Source organism: Clostridium nitrophenolicum (genome assembly GCF_055391695.1).
The window spans coordinates 5,449,875-5,472,466 of sequence record NZ_AP042469.1 but is presented as its reverse complement, the minus strand read 5'-3'; the positions used below and the strand labels follow the sequence as shown (position 1 = coordinate 5,472,466).

Below are 22,592 nucleotides of genomic sequence, written 5' to 3'. Positions count from 1 at the left end.
CAAAAAAACACAATTGTTAAATTTTATTTTGAACTTTGGTATATATGGGACAAGACAATAAAGTTATTGATTATATAGTTTTTTTAGAATAAAATATGAATAATAGGATATAATTTTAAAAAAATATTCGTAAATTTTAAAGTGAATAGGTGATGATTATGGATAAATTTAGTAGAAACCAAAGGGTTGCAGCCATAACAAAAATATTAATAGAAAATCCAAATAAGATTATAAACTTAAATAACTTTACTGATATGTTTAATGCTGCTAAGTCTACAATAAGTGAAGATTTAGTTGTAGTCAAGGATATTTTAATGAAGCTTAGCATGGGAAGAGTTGAAACTATATCTGGCGCTGCTGGAGGAGTTAAGTATGTATGTGGGCTATCCCATGAAAAAATTAAGGAATTTGCTGAAAAACTATGTATTATTTTGAAAAATAGAGAAAGAATAATACCAGGGAATTTTTTATACATGACTGACTTAATGTTTAACCCTCAAGTTATACAAACAGCAGGTATTATACTTGCTGCATCATTTATTGATAAAAATGTGGATTATGTAGTTACAGTTGAGACTAAAGGAATTCCGCTAGCTTATGAAGTCGCTAAAATGCTCGGAGTTCAATTGGTAGTAGTTAGAAGAGAAACAAAGGTTACTGAAGGATCAACTTTGAGCATAAATTATGTTTCAGGATCTACCGGGAGAATTCAAAACATGTCACTATCTAAAAAGGCAATGAATAAGGGAAGTAAGTGTATATTTGTAGATGATTTCATGAAGGCTGGAGGTACAGCATCAGGCATAATAGATTTACTGAAGGAATTTGACAGTGAACTATTAGGGATAGGTGTACTAATTGATAATGTAGAAACACCTAAGAAACTTTTTCAAGATTATGTATCAATAGTAGATTTTAAAGGTATTGATGAAAATGGAGAAGCATTATTATTTCCTTCTAAAATGTTCAAATAATATAATTTTCAAAAAATTTATTAATTTTTAACAAAATAAAGAAGGAAAAATATAAAATGTAGAGAATAATATATACATAAGCATCTTGGAGGTGGATTTTATATGCAAATTACAGACGTTAGAGTAAGAAAAATTGCTGCTGAAGGTAAGATGAAAGCTATAGTTTCAGTAACCTTTGATAATGAATTTGTAGTTCACGATATAAAGGTTATAGAAGGTCAAAATGGTCTTTTTATAGCAATGCCAAGCAGAAAGACTCCTGATGGAGAATTTAAAGACATTGCGCATCCAATTAATACTCAAACAAGAGAAAAAATACAAAAATCTATTTTAGAAGAGTTTGAAAAAGTAAAAAATGAAGAAGTTGCTTCCGAGCAAATTACGGAAGAATAATAAAAAGGAGTATAGCTACTCCTTTTTATTATTGATTTTTTTATATAAAAATGACTCATAAGGTTGAAAATAATATCTATATAAAATATAATATTTAAGGGATGTTCGTATAATATAAAGTAGAAAAATGTAGGTTTATGACCATAAAGAGGTGTTATAATGTATAATTGTGCTATAATATTAGCCGCTGGAGAAGGAAAAAGGATGAAATCTTCCACGCCTAAGGTACTTCATAAAATATGTGGAAAAGAAATGGTAAACGTTGTAATAGATACAATAAAAGAAGCAAAAGTAAATGACATAAATGTAATTATAGGCAGAGGAGCAGATAAAGTAAAGGATGCTACTACCAACAGAACTGTACACTATTCGTTGCAAGATAAGCAGCTTGGAACTGGTCATGCTGTTATGTGTGCAAAGGAATTTTTAAAGGGAAAGAAAGGTACCGTAGCAATATTTACAGGGGATGCTCCTTTAATTACGAAAAGCACAGTGGAAAAACTTCTTGACTTCCATGGTAATAAAAACTATAAAGCAACCATATTGACTTCAATAGTAGATAATCCTCATGGATATGGTAGAGTAGTAAGAGAAGGTAATCAGGAAGTTTGCAAGATAGTAGAGCATAAAGACTGCACTGAAGAAGAATTGAAAATAAATGAAATAAATGCAGGAATGTATTGTTTTGACATAGAAAGTCTACTCAAAAGTTTAGACAAACTAGATAATAATAATTCTCAAGGAGAATATTATATAACTGATGTTATAGGAATTCTAAAAAATGAAGGTGAAAAAATAGGAGCATTACCAATACCCTTTGAAGAAACTATGGGAATAAATTCCAGAGCGCAACTCTCAGAAGCTGAGAAGGTTATGAGAAAGAGAATAAACCAAATGCATATGGACAACGGAGTTACTCTAATTGATCCAGATTGCACATATATAGATATAGATGTTGAAATAGGTAATGATACTATAATATATCCAGGTAACGTTATTCAAGGCAAAACAGTAATAGGAGAAAATTGTACTATTCACTCTAATTCTAGGATAAAAGATAGTATTATAGATAAAAATGTCACAATACAATGTTCTACAATATTAGAAAGTAAGATAGGTGAAGGAACTACAGTAGGGCCATTTGCATATGTAAGGCCTGAAAGTGTTATAGGCAAATCAGCTAGAATTGGAGACTTTGTTGAAATAAAAAAATCTACTATAGGAGATGAGACAAAGGTTTCCCATTTAACATATATAGGAGATGCTGAGATAGGAAGCAAGTGTAATTTCGGCTGTGGCACAGTTGTTGTAAATTACGACGGACAGAAAAAGTATAAAACAGTAATTGGTGATAATGCATTTATTGGTTGCAACACAAACCTAGTTGCGCCAGTTAAAGTTAACAATAATACTTATATAGCAGCAGGATCAACTATAACTGATGAAGTTCCAGAAGGAGCTTTAGCTATCGCAAGATGCAAGCAGGTTAATAAAGAAGGTTGGTTGGAGAAAAAAGGAATAAAGAAATAAAATTTTAGGAGGATTTCATAATGATAACCCATGGTAAAAATATTAAAATTTTTGCTGGTAATTCTCATCCAGGGCTAGCAAAAGACATTGCAGGTATTTTAGGATTATCTGTTGGAGATGCTGTAGTTTCAACATTTAGTGATGGTGAGATATCAGCAAATATTAACGAAACTGTAAGAGGTACAGATGTCTTTGTAGTTCAATCTACAAATAACCCTGTAAATGATAATCTAATGGAGCTTTTAATAATGATTGATGCATTTAAAAGAGCTTCAGCAGGAAGAATAACAGCGGTAATACCTTATTATGGATATGCAAGACAAGATAGAAAAGCTAAAGCAAGAGATCCAATTACTGCAAAGCTTGTTGCGGACATATTAACTGCTGCAGGAGCAGATAGAGTTTTAACAATGGACTTACATGCATCTCAAATTCAGGGATATTTCAATATACCACTAGATCACTTATTGGGAGCACCTATTTTAGCAAAATACTTTATACAAAAAGGATTTGCAGAAAGAGAAGACATAGTTGTTGTTTCACCAGACCTTGGAAGTGTAACAAGAGCGAGAAAATTTGCAGATAAGTTACATGCGCCAATAGCTATTATTGATAAGAGAAGACCAAAGGCTAATGTATCAGAAATAATGAATGTTATAGGTGACATACAAGATAAAACTGTAATACTAGTGGATGATATGATAGATACAGCAGGAACTATAACAAATGGTGCTAATGCATTAGTTCAAATGGGAGCAAAGGAAGTTTATGCTTGTTGTACTCACGCTGTGTTATCAGGTCCGGCAATAGACAGAATAAAGGAATCAGCTATTAAGGAATTGGTAATGTTAAATACTATAGATTTAACAGAAGAAAAAATGCTAGATAAGTTTAAAATACTATCTGTAGCACCTGTATTTGCAGAAGCAATTAAAAGAATATATGAAGATATTTCAGTAAGCAAATTATTTGAAGACTAAAAATTGATTTAAAAAGCATGCAGATTTAAAAAAGTACTGCATGCTTTTTATACTATTAAATTATAGTAAATTATTTGTAACTTTTTAAGGATATACTATTAGCATATATATAATATGTGATAAATTAGATATATAGAAATAAATATATTATAGTTTGAATTATATTATTTATTATAAAATATAATATACGAAGGGAGATACAATATGGAAGGAAGAATCGGAAGGGTTTTAATTGTTGATGATGATCAAAATATATGTGAAGTAATAAAAATGTATGTAGAGAACGCGGGATATGATACTAAAGTTTGTCACAATGGAAAAGAAGCTGAGGATGTTTTCCAGGAGTATAAACCAGATTTAGTTTTGTTAGATATAATGCTTCCTTACATCGATGGTATAGATGTACTTAAGTGGATAAGAAAGGATTATGAGACTCCTGTAATTATGCTTACTGCCAAAGGAGAAACCTTTGATAAAGTATTAGGACTTGAGTTAGGCGCTGATGACTATATAGTTAAACCATTTGAACCTAAGGAATTATTGGCAAGGGTAAAGGCCGTTTTAAGAAGATATAATATAGATAATGAAAATAAAGAGATATTAAAATTTGAACAATTGACAGTTGATATTAATTCATACACTGTACTTTACAAAGGTGAAGAAATAAAGATGCCTCCAAAAGAATTTGAGCTATTATACTATTTAGCAAGCAATAAAAATAGAGTATTTACTAGAGAACAACTATTATGCGAAGTTTGGGGATATGATTATCCTGGTGATTCAAGAACTGTTGATGTTCACGTAAAAAGACTTAGAGAAAAACTTCAGGGAGGGCCAAATTGGCAAATTGAGACAGTATGGGGAGTAGGATATAAGTTTGAGGTGAAGTAGATGAAAAAGGGGTTGTTCTCCAAGCTAGTAGCTACTTTTGCAGCTATAATTGCGGTAAGCTTTATTATGACAGCTGCATTTCTATCTTACTGGTTTGAAAGTTATTATTTCGAGCAAAGAAAAGTACAGCTTACAGCAGAATCAGATTTTATTTCTGTTGCAGCAGTGGAATATTTGAAGGGAAATGTTTCTATAGATCGTATTAATGAAATTCTTACTACTATAGGAAACTATTTGTCTACAGATATATGGCTTGTAGATAACTATGGATATGCATATGCTATTTCAAATAGTGAATATAAGGAAGTTTTGTCTACTCAGGTTCTTACAGAAGAATTGGATACTTTAAGGCAAAACCAGTCTGTTGAAAAAGTGGGCATCTATGGAAATGTATTTAAAGTTCCAGTACATACTTTTGACATACCTATTTTTTCAAAAGGTGTTTTTACGGGTGCTATAATGATGCATACTTCTGTAACTCAACTAAAAAGTACCTTAATAAGAGTATATGAGATTATATGGATTTCTGCATTATTTGCCATTATAATTTCATGCATAGTTATTTATTATTTTTCACAAAGGATAATAATTAAGCCTCTTGCGCAAATAAATTATGTAGCAGATAAAATTTCTAAGGGGGAAGTGGATAAGAGGGTAAGCATAAAATCAAAAGATGAGATAGGCGTGCTTGCAGAATCCTTTAATTCCATGGCAGATTCCTTAGAGGAAGTAGAGAAGAATAGAAGAGAATTTATATCAAATGTATCTCATGAAATACGATCTCCAATAACTTCCATAAAAGGATTTATTGGTGGAATTTTAGATGGAGTAATTCCAAAGGAAAAAGAGAATTACTATCTATCAATTGCTTATGAAGAAACTCAAAGACTTACAAGACTTGTAAATGACTTGTTGGATTTATCTGCTATTGAAGCGGGACAATTTAAACTAAGGATTGAAGAAATAGATATTAACGAAATTATAAGATTATGTGTAATAAAATTTGAACAGAAGATAAAAGAAAAAAGTTTAAAGGTCGATGTGCTAATGCAGAATGATAATCTCTATGTGGCAGCAGATAGAGATAGAATAAATCAAGTAGTTACAAATCTTGTAGACAATGCAATAAAATATGTTAAAAAAGGTGGAAATGTGAAAATTTCCACAAAATCAAAAGGAGATAAGGCTTTAATATCAGTATTTAATAACGGCCCAACTATACCAGAGAATGATTTAAAATATATATGGAATAGGTTTTATAAGGGAGATAAGTCAAGAACATCTAAACTTAGTACAGGACTTGGACTGCCTATAGTCAGAAGTATACTTACTCAGCTAGGAGAAGACATATGGATTGAAAACAAGGAATCACAAGGAGTAATGTTCACTTTTACTTTGAAAAGGATTTAAAGAATAATTACATTTTGTTCATATTTGTGTAAAAATATTTTATTATAATGTCCCTAATATTGATGGATTATGAGGTGTACTTGGATGGATGAAAACAGGTTTGATAGTATTAAAGATGTTAAGTGGAAAAATGTAAGCGATGGAAAAGGTGAGATAAAGTTTACAAATAGAAGAACAAAAGCTAAATTAAAAGTTTTATTTAAAGGAGTAGCCTTTATACTTATAGCTGCAGTATCAGGTGGAGTATCTGGGGCTTATATAGTTAATGAAAAATATTCCAATAAAGCTTATACACCATTTAATCAATCTTTAGTTGAGCCTAAAGTGCAGGGCAATAAAGCTACTACAACGGACGTATCCAAAAGTGACATAACTAAAGTTGCTGAAACAGTGAGCCCAGCTGTAGTTGGTATAAGTAATAAGGCGGAAGGTTACTTTGGTGTACAGGATGTTGGAAGTGGCTCAGGGATAATATTTGATCCAAGTGGATATATAGTTACTAATAATCATGTAATAGAAGGAGCAACTAAGATAATGGTGAAGCTCTCTAGTGGGAAGGTTTTAAATGCAACTCTAGTTGGAGCTGATCCAAGATCAGATTTAGCTGTTATAAAGGTAGATGCACAAAATTTGCCAGTTGCTAAGTTTGGAGATTCATCTAAAGTTAAAGTAGGAGATATGGCCATTGCTATAGGAAATCCTTTGGGAGAAGAGTTTTCAGGATCGGTTACAGCTGGAATAATCAGTGCATTAAATAGAAAAATTCAATATGGTGGAGCCATATATAAGGTTTTGCAAACAGATGCTGCTATAAATCCTGGCAATAGTGGAGGGCCGCTTTGTAATGAAGCAGGTGAAGTTATAGGAATAAACAGCTTGAAAATAGGAGCAGAGGCAAATGCAGAGGGAATGGGATTTGCAATAGGAATAAATGAAGCAAAGGATATAATAAAATCTTTAATGGATTATGGTAAAGTTTCAAGGCCGTCTCTAGGCATTTATGGTCAGGGTGTTGTGTCAGAGAAAAACAATATTCAAGGAGTTTATATAAGAGAAGTAGTTCAAGGAAGCGGTGCAGCAGCTGCTGGAATTAAACCTACAGATATTATTATTGAGCTAGATAAGAAAAAGATAACTAAGGTTGAGGATCTGTCAGATGTTTTAGATAAACATAAGGTTGGAGACACTATCCAGTGTAAAATTTGGAGAAATGGAAAAACTATAGAAGTAAATATTACTCTTTCGGATGTGAAAGAAAAAAATAGATAAGGAGACTTTTGTAGTCTCTTTATTATTTATGTCTTTTAGTATAATATATTAATTATGTGATTAACAATTATGATATGGTTAGGAGTGAAGAAATGTTTTTAATAGTTGGACTAGGGAACATAGGAAGGCAGTATGAGCATACAAGACATAATGTTGGATTTGATATAATAGATTTAATAAGTGATAGGTATAATATACCTGTCAACAGGGAAAAATTTAAGGGAATGTATGGAGAAGGAAATATAGCATACGAAAAGGTAATTTTGCTCAAACCAAGTACATATATGAATCTAAGTGGTGAAAGTGTAAGAGAAGTAGTTAACTTCTACAAGATACCAAATGAAAATATAATTGTTATCTATGATGATATCAGTATTGACATTGGAAGACTTAGAATAAGAACTCAAGGAAGTGCTGGAGGTCATAATGGAATAAAAAATATAATAGCTAATTTAGGAACAGACGTATTTCCGAGGGTTAAAGTAGGAGTGGGACAGCCTAATGACCAATTGGTTTCACATGTTCTAGGCAAATTTTGCGCTGAAGACAGGAAAAGGATTGAAGAAACATTTAAAGTTAGTGTAGATGCTGTTGAATGTGTAATAAAACAAGGAATAACAGAAGCAATGAATAAATTTAATGGTTTTAAAATATAAGGTTTATAACTAAATTTTTATAGTTTGTAGGGTGGTTGTTATAAAATGAGACTAGAAGGACTTATGAATCCCCTTAAATTTAACAAGGAATTTAAGGAAATAAAAAGCAGTATAGACAAGTCTAGATTCCCAATAGGAGCATTTGGACTTTCAGAATCTGCAAGGGCTTATTTAGTAAATGGATTGTATGAGGAATTAGACAAGCCATTTCTTGTGCTTACACATAGTGATGTTGAAGCAAGGAAATTGTATGAAGATTTATCTTTTTATATTCCTCATGTTTATTATTTCCCAACTAAGGAAGTAGTATTTTACAATATAGATGCAATCTCTGGAGACCTAAGATGGGAAAGACTAAAGGTAATGAAGGAGATGCTAAATAAAGAGAAGAAAGTAGTAGTTACTAGTATTGAAGCAATAGCTTCCAGTTATATTCCTGTAAGTTTATATAGAAATTATACATTTAAAATTTCAATAGGTGATATTTTAGATTTAGAAGATCTAAGTGAAAAGCTTATACAATGTGGATATGAAAGAGTTGAAATTGTAGATAACAAAGGCCAGTTTTCCATAAGAGGAGGAATAATGGATATTTATTCCCCTATTGCTGCGGAAGCATATAGAGTTGAGCTCTTTGGCGATGAAGTTGACTCTATTAGAAACTTTAACTTAGAATCTCAAAGAAGTATAGAAAAAGTAGAAAGTATTGAAATATTTCCCGCTAAAGAGATGATTTTAAATAGGGAAAGCATAAAAAAAGGGTATGAAGGTATAGAAAAAGATTTAGAAATTGTATCAAATAGGCTGAAGGATCAAAAAAATAAGGACACTATTGAAAAAATACAAGAAGTTATTGGGAAAAATCTTGAATTGCTGAGAGAAAATTGGAGCTTTGAGACAATAGACAGTTTTCTTCCTTACTTTCATGATAACTTATCAACATTTTTTGATTACACAGAAGGTTATTTCATAATTATGGATGACGTTCAAAGATGTAAAGGGAAGCTAGATAGCGTATATTTTGAATTTGAAGAAAATTATAAAAGTTTTCTTCAAAGAGGTAATATCTTACCTAAACAAATTGATCTTTTATTTAATAAGGAACATATAGTTGAAATGCTTGAGGAAAAGCAAATACTAACTATAGATGCTATTGCTAAATCTGTTAAGATGCTTTCGCCAAGGTCTATAGTGAATTTTTCTCAAATCACTTCACATAACTATCATGGACAAATAGATTTGCTTATTGATGATATAAAGGACAAGAAATCCAAAGGATTTAAAATAGTTATTCTTTCTGGTACCAGACCAAGAGGAGAGAGGTTAGTTGATACATTAAGGGACAGGGAAATAGAAAGCTCTTATAGAGATGTGATACATGAAATTCAGCCAGGAGAAGTAGTAATAACCTTCGGAAGTCAACTAAACGGTTTTGAGTATCCGGATTTTAGGGTGTGTGTAATATCCGACAAAGAAGTCTTTGGAGAAGCTAAGAGAAAGACAGTAAATAGGACATCTAAAAAAGGTGTAAGTAAAATAAAGAGTTTTACGGAACTGAAACCAGGAGACTATGTAGTTCATGCAAATCATGGTATAGGTGTCTATAAAGGAATAAAACAGTTAGAACTTGAAGGCCATAAAAAAGACTATCTAGAGCTGATATATGATTCAGATGATAAATTATATGTGCCTGTAGAACAGCTTGATATGGTGCAAAAGTATATAGGTACAGAGGGAAAATCACCTAAAATAAATAAGTTAGGGAGTTCGGAATGGGCAAAGGCTAAGAGGAAAGTCAAAAAGTCAATAGAAGAAATAGCAGAAGATTTGGTTAAGCTTTATGCTGCAAGAACTACCCTTAAAGGATATAGATATTCAAAGGATACTGTGTGGCAGAAACAGTTTGAGGAAGAATTCCCTTATGATGAGACGCCAGATCAATTATCAGCTATAGGTGATATAAAAGTAGATATGGAGTCCGATAAACCTATGGATAGATTGCTATGTGGCGATGTAGGCTATGGCAAGACAGAGGTTGCTATTAGGGCTGCATTTAAAGCGGTTATGGATGGAAAGCAGGTAGCGTTTTTAGTACCAACTACAATACTTGCACAGCAGCACTATAATAACTTTGTAAAGAGGTTTTCAGACTTCCCTGTAAGAATTGATATGATAAGTAGATTTAGGACTCCAACGCAACAGAAGGGGACTATAAAAGCTGTAAAAGATGGAGAGGTAGATATATTAATAGGCACTCATAGAATTCTTCAAAAGGATATACAGTTTAAAGATCTAGGATTATTAATAGTTGATGAAGAGCAAAGATTTGGAGTAAGTCATAAGGAGAAGATCAAAAAACTAAAGAAGAATGTTGATGTATTAACTTTAAGTGCAACTCCTATACCAAGAACGCTACATATGTCTCTTGTAGGAGTTAGAGATATAAGTGTTATAGAGACTCCTCCAGAAGAAAGGTACCCTGTACAAACTTATGTAGTAGAATATAATGATCAGTTGATGAGAGATGCTATATTAAGGGAATTAAATAGAGGAGGACAGGTATACTTTGTATATAATAGAGTTGAAAATATCAAGGAAATGGTGTCCTATATATCAAAATTAATTCCTGAAGCAAGAGTAGCCTTAGCTCATGGGCAAATGCAGGAAAGAGAATTAGAAAAAATTATTGTAGATTTTATGAAAAATGAATATGATATTTTAGTTGCCACAACTATAATAGAAACTGGTATGGATATTCAAAATGTAAACACTATGATAATATATGATGCTGATAAGATGGGATTATCGCAGTTATATCAGCTCAGAGGACGAGTTGGAAGAACTAATAGAATGGCTTATTGCTATTTAACCTACAGAAAAGACAAGGTTTTAACAGAAGTGGCAGAAAAAAGATTAAAGGCTATAAAGGATTTTACTGAGTTAGGATCAGGATTTAAAATAGCATTAAAGGATTTAGAGATAAGAGGAGCTGGAAATATGATGGGGGCTTCTCAACATGGACACATGGCTTCTATTGGATACGATTTATATTGTAGAATGTTAGAAGATACGATAAAGCTTATAAAAGGAGAAATAGATAACGAACCAGTAGAAACAACAGTAGAGCTAAAAGTAGATGCATATATACCAGGTTCTTATATAAAGGATGAGGTACAGAAAATTGAAGTGTACAAGAAAATAGCAGCGATAGACTCTTATGAGGATATGATGGAAATTCAGGATGAATTAGAAGATAGATTTTCTACAATACCTTCATCAGTATATAATCTTATGAATATTTCATATATAAGAAGTATTGGTAAAAAACTTGGTATAGAAGAAATAAAGGAAAGAAAGAATGAAGTTCTTTTTATATTTGAAAGCCAATCTAGAATAAATGAGAATGTTATCAAGGGACTATTAAGAGATTATACTAGAAAAATAGGATTAAAGTTGGGAGATAAACCAGGGTTTGCCTATAAGCTTGCAGATGTAAAAAGAGAAGATTTAATTTCAGAAATTAAAGAATTAGTACAATACATGATAAAAATATATGAACAAAAATAACTTTGTAGTAAAAATACTTTTGTGTTAAAATTAGTTTGTATTGCGCTAAAACATTAAGAGAAGTGGAGGAATAAACTGTGAAAAATATAAAAAAACTAATGTGTACAGCTTTAATAACAATGCTTGGATTTTCAGCTGTTGGTTGTAATATGATAGCCAAAACACCAGAAGCAATAGCTAAAAGTCCTGTAGCTGTGGTTAATGGTGAAAAAATTACTAGAGCGGACCTAGATAATGATATGAATATGCGCCAGGTTATAGCTCAGGCTAAGCAACAATACGGTGAAAATTACGAAAAAAATGAAGAGGCTAAGGGTATTCTTAAAGAGAAAAGAACACAGGTATTAGACAATATGATAGCTCAAAAAGTTATTGAGCAAAAAGCAAAAGAGTTAAATTTACTTCCAGATGACTCAAAATTAAAGGCTGAAGCTAGCAAACAATTCGATGAGAGTAAAAAGTCCTTTGGAAATGACAATAGTAAGTTTCAAGAGGCTTTAAAACAAAGTGATCTTACTGAGGATTCCTTAAAGGAGTTATTGTTTACACAATTAAGAAGTCAAGCAATTATTAAAAATGTTGCGGATAATGTAACAAAAGATGTAAAAATTGATGATAAAGCAATACAAGATTATTATAATAATAACAAGTATCAATTTACTGAGAAGCCAAACAAGATAAAGTTAGCACATATATTAGTTAAAACAGAAGATGAAGCTAAAAAAGTAAAAGAAAGGCTTGATAAAGGAGAAGATTTTGCTAAGATAGCTAAAGAGGTTTCACAAGATCCTGGATCAAAGGATAAAGGTGGAGAATACGAGGTAAATTATGTTGATTCAGGTTTTGATCCTGCATTTATGGCTGCTGCTATAGGACAAAAAGAAGGAGCTATATCAGCACCTGTAAAAACTCAATTTGGATACCATATAATAAAAACTATAAAGAAGGAAGAATATCCTGTTAAGAAATTTGAAACAGTAAAAGATCAAATAAAACAGCAGTTAGAAAGCCAAGAAAAAAATAAAGTACTTTCACAAAAAATTGATGAGTGGAAAAAATCAGCTAAAATAACTAAAAATGAAAAAAATCTTTAATAACCGCATAAAATATAAAATAAACCACAGCATAATAATAGAATGCTGTGGTTTATTTTTGTTTATATAAATAATTTTATATATGCTTACCAATTTAAGTAACAATTGTGTATAAAATTTCATATTTAGAAAGATAATATTAATACAACTTATATTTATATTATATAGGAGGTACTAAACAATGAAAGCAACAGGTATTGTTAGACGCATAGACGATCTAGGTAGAGTGGTTATACCAAAGGAAATACGAAGAACTCTTAGAATAAGAGAAGGAGATCCTTTGGAAATTTTCACAGATAGAGAAGGAGGCGTTATACTTAAGAAATATTCTCCAATAGGTGAATTAAGTGATTTTTCAAAAGGCTATGCAGAATCCTTACAACAAACAATAGGAAATATAGTTATGATATGTGATAAGGATAGCATAATATCAATAAGTGGATCACCAAAAAAAGAGTACTTAGAGAAGAAAATAAGCAGTGACCTTGAAAGAATGATAGAGGAAAGAAAATCCGTTTCTCTTGGAGAAGGAAAAGAAAAGACTATAGCTTTATATGATGATGAAGAGATAGAAGGAAAATATTCCGCACAAGTAATTTCCCCTATAATTGCAGAAGGAGATGCAATTGGAGCTGTAATTATAGTAGCTAAGGAAGAAGGAATAAAATTTAGTGAGGTTGAAGTTAAATTAGCTGAAACTGCATCGTCCTTCTTAGGAAAGCAAATGGAACAATAAAATGGCAGCTATGCTGCCATCTTATTTACTGCTTTATAGATGATTATTGACACTAAGATAAAAAATATTCATCTATAAAGTAATAATACCCCCTAATTTAAAATAATTATAAACATAGAAATAAATTATTTTTGATTATGTAAGTTTTAAAGTGAAAAACATTGAGACAAGGCTTTTGTCATATGATGATTCGGGGGTATTTTTATGAAAAAACAATCACTTATTAAAGGCACTTTTATATTGGGAATTGCAGGAATATTGGCGAAATTTTTAGGATTATTTTTTAGATGGCCACTGCAGATGCTTATTGGTGACGAAGGGGTAGGATATTATCAAATGTCATTTCCTCTATATATGTTTTTTATTGCAGCGGCATCAGGCATACCTGTAGCGATTTCCAAAATGGTATCGGAAAGTAATGCTATTCACGATGAGGAGGGTGTAATTTTAGTATTAAGAAAAGCTATGCTTCTCATGATCATATTAGGAGCAGGATTTACAGCTATACTGCTTATTTTTTCAAAGCCTATAATACACTTTTTAAAGTGGGATAACAAATCTTATTATTCACTAATATCTATTGCTTTTGCACCTATCTTTATATCAATAATGAGTGTATTTAGAGGATTTTTTCAAGGACTTCAAAATATGAACTATCCAGCAGTTTCTCAGATTATAGAGCAAATAGGGAGGGTAGTTATAGGAGTTGGACTTGCCTATATATTATTACCTAGAGGTATTGAGTACTCAGCTGGTGGCGCTGCATTAGGAGCAGCAGCAGGAGGAGTATTTGGTGGTATATATCTTGTAGTAAAATATTTTAAGATAAGAAAAGAGTTTAAGGTAAAAAAGGTTAGAGACAATACTGATGTATTGGGAAAGTTGCTTTATATTGCCATACCTGTTTCATTAGGAGCAGCAGTAAGTAGTATAATGAGCCTTATAGATTCAGCGCTGGTTCCACAGAAACTTTTAGAAGCAGGTTTTACTTATAAACAGTCAACTATATTATATGGACAACTTACTGGAAAAGCATTTATCATGATAAATGTTCCGCTTACTTTATCAGCAGCGCTATGCGCTTCGTTAGTTCCTATAATTGCAGAGGCACACATATTAAAGAGAAAACTTGAGGTTGACAATAAAATAGAACTAGCTATGAAGCTTTCTATGGTAATTGCACTTCCTTCTTGTGCTGGACTATTTTGTCTTGCATGGCCTATTTTAGACTTAATTTTTCCTGGCCAATCAGCTGGGTTTGAAATACTTCAGTATTCAGCTATATCTATTCCTTTTATAATAATTGCACAAACTTCTACTGCAATATTACAAGGAGTAGGATATTATATTATGCCTGTGCTTATTTTGGCGTTAGGGTGCATCGTAAAGGTTGTTATTACTTTATTAATGGTACCTATACCTAATATAAATATCTATGGAGCTGTAGTAGGTAGTATAGGTGGTTATATAGTAGCCTCATTACTAAACATACTGTTTTTAGCTAAAAGACTTAAGATCAGATTAAATATTTCAGATATATTTATTAAACCGGCATTTGCATCACTTTTAATGATAATAGCGGTTGTAATTATCTACATGAATGTCTATAATTATACCATAAGTAGCAAAATATCCTGCTTCATATCTATAGCTTCTGGTATGATTATATATGGAATATTAGTAATTTTGCTCAGAATATTTAGATATAGCTACGTGAAGAAAAAGCTTTTTAAAAAGCAAAGGAGAGAACATGCATGATAAAAATAATTGGATTGGGGCCTGGTTCGAAGGAAGCGCTTACCATTGGGGCTCTGGAGGTATTGAAAAGTGCATCTAAAATTTATTTAAGAACAGAAAAGCACCCTACTGTAGATTATTTAAAAAATAATAATATATTATTTGAAACTTACGATAATAAGTACGAAGAGGGAGAAAGTTTTGATCAAGTATATAGTTCTATAGCAGAGGACTTAATAGATCAGCAAAATAAGTTCAATGATATAGTTTATGCTGTGCCAGGACATCCTTTAGTCGCAGAAAAATCAGTAAATATATTACTTGAACTTTGTGGAAAAAAATCTATAGAAACGGAGATTGTTCCTGCAGTCAGCTTTGTAGATGCCCTCATGGAGAGTCTAAAAATAGATCCTGTAGAAGGAATTAAAATAATAGATGCTTTCGACATAAATAATCAAGTATTAGATAAGAGGGTTGGCACCATTATAACTCAAGTATACGATAAATTTATTGCATCTGAGGTAAAGCTTTCTCTAATGGAATATTACAAAGATGATTTTGAAATATACTTTGTAAGGGCAGCCGGTGTTAAAAACTTGGAAAGCATAAGAAAAATACCATTATACGAGCTAGACAGACAAGATGATATTGATTATCTAACATCAATATATATTCCGAGAGATATAGATAGTACTAAAGACTTCTACGATTTATTAGATATAATGGAAAAATTGAGATCTAACGATGGATGTCCGTGGGATAAAGAACAGACACATGAGAGCTTAAAAAGATACCTTGTAGAAGAGAGCTATGAAGTTCTGGAGGCTATAGATGAGAAAGACGACGACAAATTGGCCGAAGAATTAGGAGATGTATTACTTCAAATAGTTTTTCATGCGCAAATAGGTAAAGAAGATGGATTTTTTAATATTAATGATGTGATTGAGAAAATTTGCATAAAAATGATAAATAGACATCCACATGTATTTAGTAATATAAATGCAGATACACCTGAAGAAGTTTTAACAAATTGGGATAAAATAAAGAAAAAGGAACAAGGGCTTACAAGTTATACTGATGAACTTAGACATGTGCCTAAGAATTTTCCTGCTCTCATGAGGGCTGAGAAAGTTCAAAAAAAGGCTGCGAAGGTTGGTTTTGATTGGAATAAAATTGAAGATGCATTAGATAAGGTTTTAGAAGAATATTATGAAGTAAAAGGTGTATATAAAAGCAAAGAAATGGCAAAAATAGTAGAAGAAATAGGAGATTTAATATTTGCTTCCGTAAATGTTGCAAGATTCCTTGACATTGACCCCGAGTTTGCATTAAATTATACTATAGAGAAGTTTATAAAACGTTTTTCGTATATAGAAGAAGTAGCTAAATCTAAAGGCATTGATATGGCCAATATGACATTAGAGCAAATGGATATGCTTTGGGAAGAGGCTAAAAATAAATAATTTCTCTTTTATACGTAAAAATGATGTAAAAAAAGAAGGATTTTTAAAATTAGTGAAGAATATGCTAGTATGCTATGAATAAGCATACTCGATATTTAAGGAGGTAAAAAAGGTGAATAAGTCAGAATTAATTACAAGCATAGCTGAAAAATCAAAATTAACTAAAAAAGATGCAGAAGCAATGTTAAAGGGTTTTATAGAAAGTGTTGAAGAAACACTAGAAAAGGGAGATAAAGTTCAATTAGTTGGATTTGGAACATTTGAAACAAGAAAAAGAGCTGCAAGAGTTGGCAGAAATCCAAGAACTAAAGAAGAAATAACTATACCAGAATCAACAGTTCCAGTATTTAAAGCTGGTAAAGAATTCAAAGATAAAGTAAACAAATAATCATTTCAGAAAACCTGGGTGTAAATCTAGGTTTTTTCTTTTAGTAAGGAGTATATGCTATGAGATTAGACAAATATCTTAAAGTTTCTAGAATAATAAAGAGAAGAACTGTAGCAAAAGAGGCATGTGAAGGGGGAAGAGTTAGCATAAATGGGAAGGTAGCTAAACCTGGAACAGAGGTTAAAGAAGGCGATATTATAGAAATTCAGTATGCTAGCAAATCTCTAAGGGCTAAAATAATAAATATTACAGAGCATGTTAAAAAGGAAAATGCGCAAGGCATGTATGAAATTATATCAGGAGAAGAAGACGAGGAATAATCCAGCCTATCACTGCTGACAGATCTATCTGTCAGCAGTTTGTATATAAAAGCTAATACATATAAATATAATTAATTCAATATTGCCTAGTTAGTAATATCCATTTGTAGTTAATCATATATTAATTACAGGTGGAGGGGATAATATGGAGAAAAAAGAAATAAAGATAGAAGAAAAGAAAAGTTTATTAAGTATTGAAAATAGAAAAAAACTAATATTAAATGGTGTTGTTGAAGTAGTGAGTTTTAATGAAGAACAAATAGTACTAAATACAAACCTCGGTACTCTTAATATAAAAGGACAAGGTTTAAAGATGAATAAACTGGACGTGCAAAATGGAGATGTAATAATCATAGGAACTATAAACTCTTGTATCTACACGAACAGTCAAATTAAGAAGGAAAAAGAAAGTCTAATATCAAGACTATTTAAATAGGAGCTCTATTATGGTAATTTCAATAAATCAGCAATTTGGTTTAATAATATTTAGTCTTGTCTCAGGGATGATAACAGGAGTATTGTTTGATCTATATAGATTAATAAGAGGTTTTAACAATTCAAATAAAATTGTAACATTTATAGAAGATACTCTATTTTGGATATTTACTTCAGTAGTAGTTTTTACGTTTTTATTATATACTAACTATGCATATATAGGAATGTATGTATATCTTTGGATTGGAATAGGAATATATTTATACATGAAACTAATCAGTAGATTCTTTATAAGGTCTCAATATAAAGTTTTTAAGTTTTTAGGAAGGGTGTTCAGAGTGACTAGAAACTCAATACTTTATCCATTTCAGTCCATAATTTATTTGATTAAAATAAAAAATAAAGGAAATTATAAAAAATAACTTGAAGAAAATTGAAAATCAAATTAAAATGTAATTATAGCATTTAAAAATAAATCCCTATTTGGGAGTTTGGTGATTATATTATGAGAAATAAAATCAAAGGAAAAAATGTAATTTTTGTTTTGATATTGACTTACGTTTGTTATATATTTATTAATCAGCAAATAACCATGCGTAATATAAAAAACCAGATAGCTGATAAAAAAATAGAAGAACAAAAAGCTAAGGAAAAGAACCGAAAATTGCAGGACGAAGTTAAGATGTCTAAATCAGACATGTATATAGAGAAACTGGCACGAGAAAGGCTAGGTCTTATTAAACAAGGCGAGACTCCTGTAATAGATACAAAAAACTAATCTCTGTTTTTAATTTTTAATTTATATAAACATTATTTTTATTAAGGAGGAGTCTTTTAAATATGACCTTAAAGGCAGGAAGCATACTAGAAGGTACAGTAGTTAATATCACTAATTTTGGAGCATTTGTGGATATCGATGGAAAAACAGGCTTGGTTCACATATCTGAGGTTTCAGATACTTATGTGAAAAATATAAGAGATTACTTGAAGGAAAAGGATAAAGTAAAAGTTAAAGTAATTTCAGTTGATGATAATGGGAAGATAAGTCTATCTATAAAACAAGCTGTTCCAGAGACAAAAAGTTATAAACCTGTAGAGATAGATTGGCAAAGAGAAAAAGCTAAACCCAATCAAGGAAATTTTGAAGACAGATTAACAAAGTTCTTAAAGGATAGTGAAGAAAGATTTCAAGATCTAAAGAAACATCAGGATTCAAGAGGTAGAGGCTGTAAAAGAACTTCAAGTTAGTAATGATATGAAGAGGCTAATTTTAGCCTCTTTAACATTGCCTAATATTTACATTGAAAAATATAATAAATATAGTTGACAACTATATTTATATAATATATAATAGTCTATGTTGTTAGGTGATAGCGATACAACGTGCTGGAGTGGCGGAACTGGCAGACGCACAGGACTTAAAATCCTGCGGGCTTTAAAACCCGTACCGGTTCGATTCCGGTCTTCAGCACCAATGTCGCGGGGTGGAGCAGCTGGTAGCTCGTCGGGCTCATAACCCGAAGGTCGCAGGTTCAAGTCCTGCCTCCGCAACCAAAAAAATAATATGGCGGAATAGCTCAGCTGGCTAGAGCATTCGGTTCATACCCGAAGTGTCGTAGGTTCAAGTCCTATTTCCGCTACCATAATTAATTGCTGGAGTGGCGGAACTGGCAGACGCACAGGACTTAAAATCCTGCGGGCTTTAAAACCCGTACCGGTTCGATTCCGGTCTTCAGCACCAATGTCGCGGGGTGGAGCAGCTGGTAGCTCGTCGGGCTCATAACCCGAAGGTCGCAGGTTCAAGTCCTGCCTCCGCAACCAAAAAAAATAATATGGCGGAATAGCTCAGCTGGCTAGAGCATTCGGTTCATACCCGAAGTGTCGTAGGTTCAAGTCCTATTTCCGCTACCAAATGAAACCTGTGAGTAAATCACAGGTTTTTTTATTGTATTCTTGATAATACAAGATTGTTTAAAAATTGATATCCATGTAGTTATAGATATATAAGAATGTTGAATTATAAAAGAAATCTTTAATATACGACATGGAATATAATGGAAAATATTTTTTTTAAGATTAATTGTCTAAATAAAATAATTAAAAAGAAACTTAGGAATATATGTCCTAAAAAAAAATCATCACAACACTACTTTGTGACATTTATTTCCAAATGGCTTTGTTATAATGTAGAAAGTAATTAAATAAGGTGGGTGTTATGTGATGCAATACGGAGTGGAGCTTTTTCCATATCAAAGAATCAAAAAAATGAAAAACGAAGAAAAAAAACAAAAGTTTCAAGAACTATCAGATGTCTTTAAAATTATTAGCTATTTTGCAGCGGCATTTTTAGTTGGCAGAGTACTTATGGTAAATCTTATGGCTCCATTTGGGATAGCTTATTTAATAGCAATTATAGTCTCTGAGAATAACAAAATATCTTTAGTATCGGGGATTGGAACATTGTTAGGGTATGTTTCTTTATATAATAATGTTAAAAACTTACCAGTATATTTCATAGTAACCGCAACACTTTTAGTTTTAAACTATATATTAAAGAATATAGAGCAGAAGAAAAAATTATTACTAATATTCTTTTCAATTTTTTTAGAATTTTTACTTTACAAATTATTAATTGTAAAGTTAAGTTTAGCAATAGGATTTTTGACTTCGTTTTTTGAAATTACATGTATCTTTCCATTATATTTTATTATTCATTATTCAATAATATGCTTCAAAGAATTAAAAACAAGACATTTATATACTAATGAGGAAATAATAAGTATGGCAGTAACTGCATCTCTTATAATAGCAGGAACATGGGGGACAAGCATTCATGGAGTATCAATAAGAAATGTTATAGCATTGACTTTTGTACTTATACTAGGATATGTAAAAGGAAGTTCAGCAGGTGCGGCAGCAGGTGTAGCAATGGGAGCTATAATAGGGGTTACATCTAATGATATGATAACTTCTATAGGAGTATATGGCTTGTGTGGGCTCATATCAGGAATATTTAGAGAAACTGGAAAGTGGATGAGTGGCTTAGCATACATAGTAGCATTTGCTGTGCTAAAGATGTACTCAGATATAGGCGTACAATTTAAAATTATAGAATCAATTATAAGTTGTACAGTTTTCCTTGCTATACCACAAAAGATTTATAGAAAATTAGAATTAGAGTTAGATTGGCAAAAAAAGCAAGAGTGTTTCAAGGATAACTATGTTGACAAAGTTAAAGATATATTAATTGGTAAGATTAATAGCTTCTCAGATGTGCTCCTTAATATGTCAAAAGTGTTAGAAAAATTAGCAGATAACGATAAATTAGAAATGAAAAGTAAAAGTAGTGCATTAATAGAAAATCTTGCTGATAGAGTTTGCTCAACATGTAATATGAAATCTATGTGCTGGAAAAGGGAAACCTTTTATACCTATAATGCATTTAGTGAGCTTATTGGAAATTATCAAGAAAATAAGAAGGACATACCATATGAATTAGAAAGAAAATGCACTAAACGATCTGTACTTATTAAAAACACTGAAGACATTGTAAATGGCTATATAATAAATGAAATGTGGAGAAATAGGTTAAGTGAATGTAGAGAACTTTTAGCACATCAGATAGAGAATATGGCTAATTCTGTAACGGAGATCGTAAAAGAATTTGATGATAATATAAAATTCAATACTGAGGCTGAAAACAATATAAGAAAAATGCTGAATAAAAATAATATACAGTATAGGGATATATTCTGTTTTAATAACAAAAATGATAGATTGGTTGTAAAATTATCAATGGAGGCTTGTGGAGGAGAGCAATTATGTATAAAAAAGGTTTTGCCATTAATTAATGAAGTCACTGGAAAGTGTATGTGCGTAAGTGATGATGGTTGTAATTTAAACCCCCTAATGAATGGATGTAATGTTACTTTTGAAGAAACGCCGAAATATCATGTAGCATCATATGTAAGTACTGAATGTAAAAATGGAGAAAAGCATAGTGGAGATACCTATAGTTTCGGCAAGCTTCCAGATGGAACATATATGACTATAATAAGTGATGGCATGGGATCAGGACCGCAAGCGGGGAGAGAAAGTGGAGCTGCGGTAGAGTTGATAGAAAAGTTTGCAAAGGCAGGATTTAATAAACTTACAGCTATAAATACTATTAACTCTATTATGACTATTAAGTTTTCAGAGAATGAGAAATTTTCTACACTTGACTTAAGTAGCATGGACTTATATGAAGGAGAAATAGACTTTATGAAGGTAGGATCAGTTGCCAGTTTCATAAAAAGAGGAGATGAGGTTGAGGTTATAAGTTCTAAAACATTACCTATTGGAGTTTTAGATAAACCGGATGTGGATATAACTAAAAAGAAGCTTAAAAATGGCGACATAGTAATAATGCTAAGTGATGGTGTACTGGACTATGAGAGCGAGGCTGCTGGAAAGGTAGATTGGATTGTAGAATTTTTAAAAAATTCAAAGAATGCAGACCCAAGAGATTTGTGTGAAAATATAATAAACAAGGCAAAAGAATTAAGTGGTGGAAAGGTAAAGGATGATATGACGGCAATTGTACAAAAGGTATATAATTTATATTGATTTAAAAATAAAAAGTGCAAAAACTAAATACGCATGAAAAAATGCGTGTTTAGTTTTTTGTTTTGCTGAAGATACGGTCGTTATACGAATATATGGTTGAAACTCTTACATTGAAAATTATTTATGATATAATTAATATAT

At 31.4% G+C, this 22,592-nt stretch carries 20 protein-coding genes and 6 tRNA genes; all 26 read left to right on the top strand.

The genetic code is table 11. The features are described 5' to 3' along the window. The first annotated feature begins 158 nt into the window (after positions 1 to 158). The 26 genes from purR to spoIIE all read left to right on the top strand — a co-directional run bounded on the left by purR (position 159) and on the right by spoIIE (position 22,451). A complete protein-coding gene (gene purR / locus ACZ5N4_RS25975; protein ID WP_464205601.1) occupies positions 159 to 974 on the top strand; it encodes a pur operon repressor in 816 nt (271 codons plus the stop codon). A gap of 102 nt (positions 975 to 1,076) precedes the next feature. Then, positions 1,077 to 1,367: a septation regulator SpoVG gene (spoVG, locus tag ACZ5N4_RS25970; RefSeq protein WP_178907198.1), complete on the top strand. Its 291-nt coding sequence runs from the start codon at positions 1,077 to 1,079 to the stop codon at positions 1,365 to 1,367. Between the two features lie 159 nt (positions 1,368 to 1,526). Continuing rightward, a complete protein-coding gene (gene glmU, locus ACZ5N4_RS25965) occupies positions 1,527 to 2,897 on the top strand; it encodes a bifunctional UDP-N-acetylglucosamine diphosphorylase/glucosamine-1-phosphate N-acetyltransferase GlmU (RefSeq protein ID WP_464205599.1) in 1,371 nt (456 codons plus the stop codon). Positions 2,898 to 2,917: 20 nt separating this feature from the next. After that, a complete protein-coding gene (locus tag ACZ5N4_RS25960; protein WP_211142427.1) occupies positions 2,918 to 3,877 on the top strand; it encodes a ribose-phosphate diphosphokinase in 960 nt (319 codons plus the stop codon). Between the two features lie 204 nt (positions 3,878 to 4,081). Beyond that, positions 4,082 to 4,768 carry a response regulator gene (locus tag ACZ5N4_RS25955; RefSeq protein WP_464205597.1) on the top strand — a complete coding sequence of 229 codons (687 nt, stop codon included), beginning with the start codon at positions 4,082 to 4,084 and terminating at the stop codon, positions 4,766 to 4,768. Continuing rightward, entirely contained in the window at positions 4,769 to 6,178 is a 1,410-nt protein-coding gene (locus ACZ5N4_RS25950; RefSeq protein WP_464205595.1) for a HAMP domain-containing sensor histidine kinase, read from the top strand. Between the two features lie 84 nt (positions 6,179 to 6,262). Beyond that, positions 6,263 to 7,447 carry a S1C family serine protease gene (locus tag ACZ5N4_RS25945; protein WP_464205593.1) on the top strand — a complete coding sequence of 395 codons (1,185 nt, stop codon included), beginning with the start codon at positions 6,263 to 6,265 and terminating at the stop codon, positions 7,445 to 7,447. A 92-nt stretch (positions 7,448 to 7,539) separates the two neighbouring features. After that, positions 7,540 to 8,103, top strand: coding sequence for an aminoacyl-tRNA hydrolase (gene pth, locus ACZ5N4_RS25940; RefSeq protein ID WP_464205592.1), 564 nt, complete (start codon positions 7,540 to 7,542; stop codon positions 8,101 to 8,103). A 45-nt stretch (positions 8,104 to 8,148) separates the two neighbouring features. Beyond that, positions 8,149 to 11,670, top strand: coding sequence for a transcription-repair coupling factor (gene mfd, locus ACZ5N4_RS25935; protein ID WP_464205590.1), 3,522 nt, complete (start codon positions 8,149 to 8,151; stop codon positions 11,668 to 11,670). Between the two features lie 77 nt (positions 11,671 to 11,747). Next, positions 11,748 to 12,764 (top strand): peptidylprolyl isomerase, encoded by a 1,017-nt coding sequence (locus ACZ5N4_RS25930; protein WP_464205588.1) that lies wholly within the window; start codon positions 11,748 to 11,750, stop codon positions 12,762 to 12,764. A 181-nt stretch (positions 12,765 to 12,945) separates the two neighbouring features. Beyond that, the gene (gene spoVT, locus ACZ5N4_RS25925) at positions 12,946 to 13,500 is read left to right on the top strand and encodes a stage V sporulation protein T (protein WP_464205586.1); all 555 of its coding nucleotides are present in this window, start codon (positions 12,946 to 12,948) and stop codon (positions 13,498 to 13,500) included. Positions 13,501 to 13,704: 204 nt separating this feature from the next. Beyond that, positions 13,705 to 15,258, top strand: coding sequence for a putative polysaccharide biosynthesis protein (locus tag ACZ5N4_RS25920; RefSeq protein ID WP_464205584.1), 1,554 nt, complete (start codon positions 13,705 to 13,707; stop codon positions 15,256 to 15,258). Continuing rightward, entirely contained in the window at positions 15,255 to 16,700 is a 1,446-nt protein-coding gene (yabN, locus tag ACZ5N4_RS25915; protein ID WP_464205582.1) for a bifunctional methyltransferase/pyrophosphohydrolase YabN, read from the top strand. The genes ACZ5N4_RS25920 and yabN overlap by 4 nt, the downstream gene beginning before the upstream one ends. Positions 16,701 to 16,812: 112 nt before the next feature. Further along, positions 16,813 to 17,088, top strand: coding sequence for an HU family DNA-binding protein (locus tag ACZ5N4_RS25910; RefSeq protein ID WP_178907186.1), 276 nt, complete (start codon positions 16,813 to 16,815; stop codon positions 17,086 to 17,088). A gap of 59 nt (positions 17,089 to 17,147) precedes the next feature. Next, positions 17,148 to 17,408, top strand: a complete 261-nt coding sequence (locus tag ACZ5N4_RS25905) for an RNA-binding S4 domain-containing protein (RefSeq protein ID WP_464205580.1) — start codon at positions 17,148 to 17,150, stop codon at positions 17,406 to 17,408. A gap of 145 nt (positions 17,409 to 17,553) precedes the next feature. Next, positions 17,554 to 17,844, top strand: coding sequence for a sporulation protein YabP (gene yabP, locus ACZ5N4_RS25900; RefSeq protein ID WP_211142437.1), 291 nt, complete (start codon positions 17,554 to 17,556; stop codon positions 17,842 to 17,844). 10 nt (positions 17,845 to 17,854) lie between these two features. Further along, entirely contained in the window at positions 17,855 to 18,265 is a 411-nt protein-coding gene (gene yabQ, locus ACZ5N4_RS25895) for a spore cortex biosynthesis protein YabQ (RefSeq protein ID WP_464205577.1), read from the top strand. A gap of 83 nt (positions 18,266 to 18,348) precedes the next feature. Continuing rightward, on the top strand, positions 18,349 to 18,621 hold the full coding sequence (locus ACZ5N4_RS25890) for an FtsB family cell division protein (RefSeq protein ID WP_178907182.1): 273 nt from the start codon (positions 18,349 to 18,351) through the stop codon (positions 18,619 to 18,621). Between the two features lie 62 nt (positions 18,622 to 18,683). Beyond that, positions 18,684 to 19,091, top strand: a complete 408-nt coding sequence (locus tag ACZ5N4_RS25885) for a S1 domain-containing RNA-binding protein (RefSeq protein ID WP_464205574.1) — start codon at positions 18,684 to 18,686, stop codon at positions 19,089 to 19,091. Positions 19,092 to 19,228: 137 nt separating this feature from the next. Next, positions 19,229 to 19,317 (top strand) — tRNA-Leu (locus ACZ5N4_RS25880). Between the two features lie 4 nt (positions 19,318 to 19,321). Beyond that, positions 19,322 to 19,397, top strand: a tRNA-Met gene (locus ACZ5N4_RS25875). 12 nt (positions 19,398 to 19,409) lie between these two features. Next, positions 19,410 to 19,486: transfer RNA gene (locus tag ACZ5N4_RS25870), tRNA-Met, on the top strand. A 9-nt stretch (positions 19,487 to 19,495) separates the two neighbouring features. Next, positions 19,496 to 19,584, top strand: a tRNA-Leu gene (locus ACZ5N4_RS25865). Between the two features lie 4 nt (positions 19,585 to 19,588). Then, positions 19,589 to 19,664, top strand: a tRNA-Met gene (locus ACZ5N4_RS25860). A 13-nt stretch (positions 19,665 to 19,677) separates the two neighbouring features. After that, a tRNA-Met gene (locus ACZ5N4_RS25855) sits at positions 19,678 to 19,754 on the top strand. 309 nt (positions 19,755 to 20,063) lie between these two features. After that, complete coding sequence (spoIIE, locus tag ACZ5N4_RS25850; protein WP_464211059.1) at positions 20,064 to 22,451, top strand: stage II sporulation protein E; 2,388 nt, start codon at positions 20,064 to 20,066, stop codon at positions 22,449 to 22,451. Positions 22,452 to 22,592 lie beyond the last annotated feature (141 nt).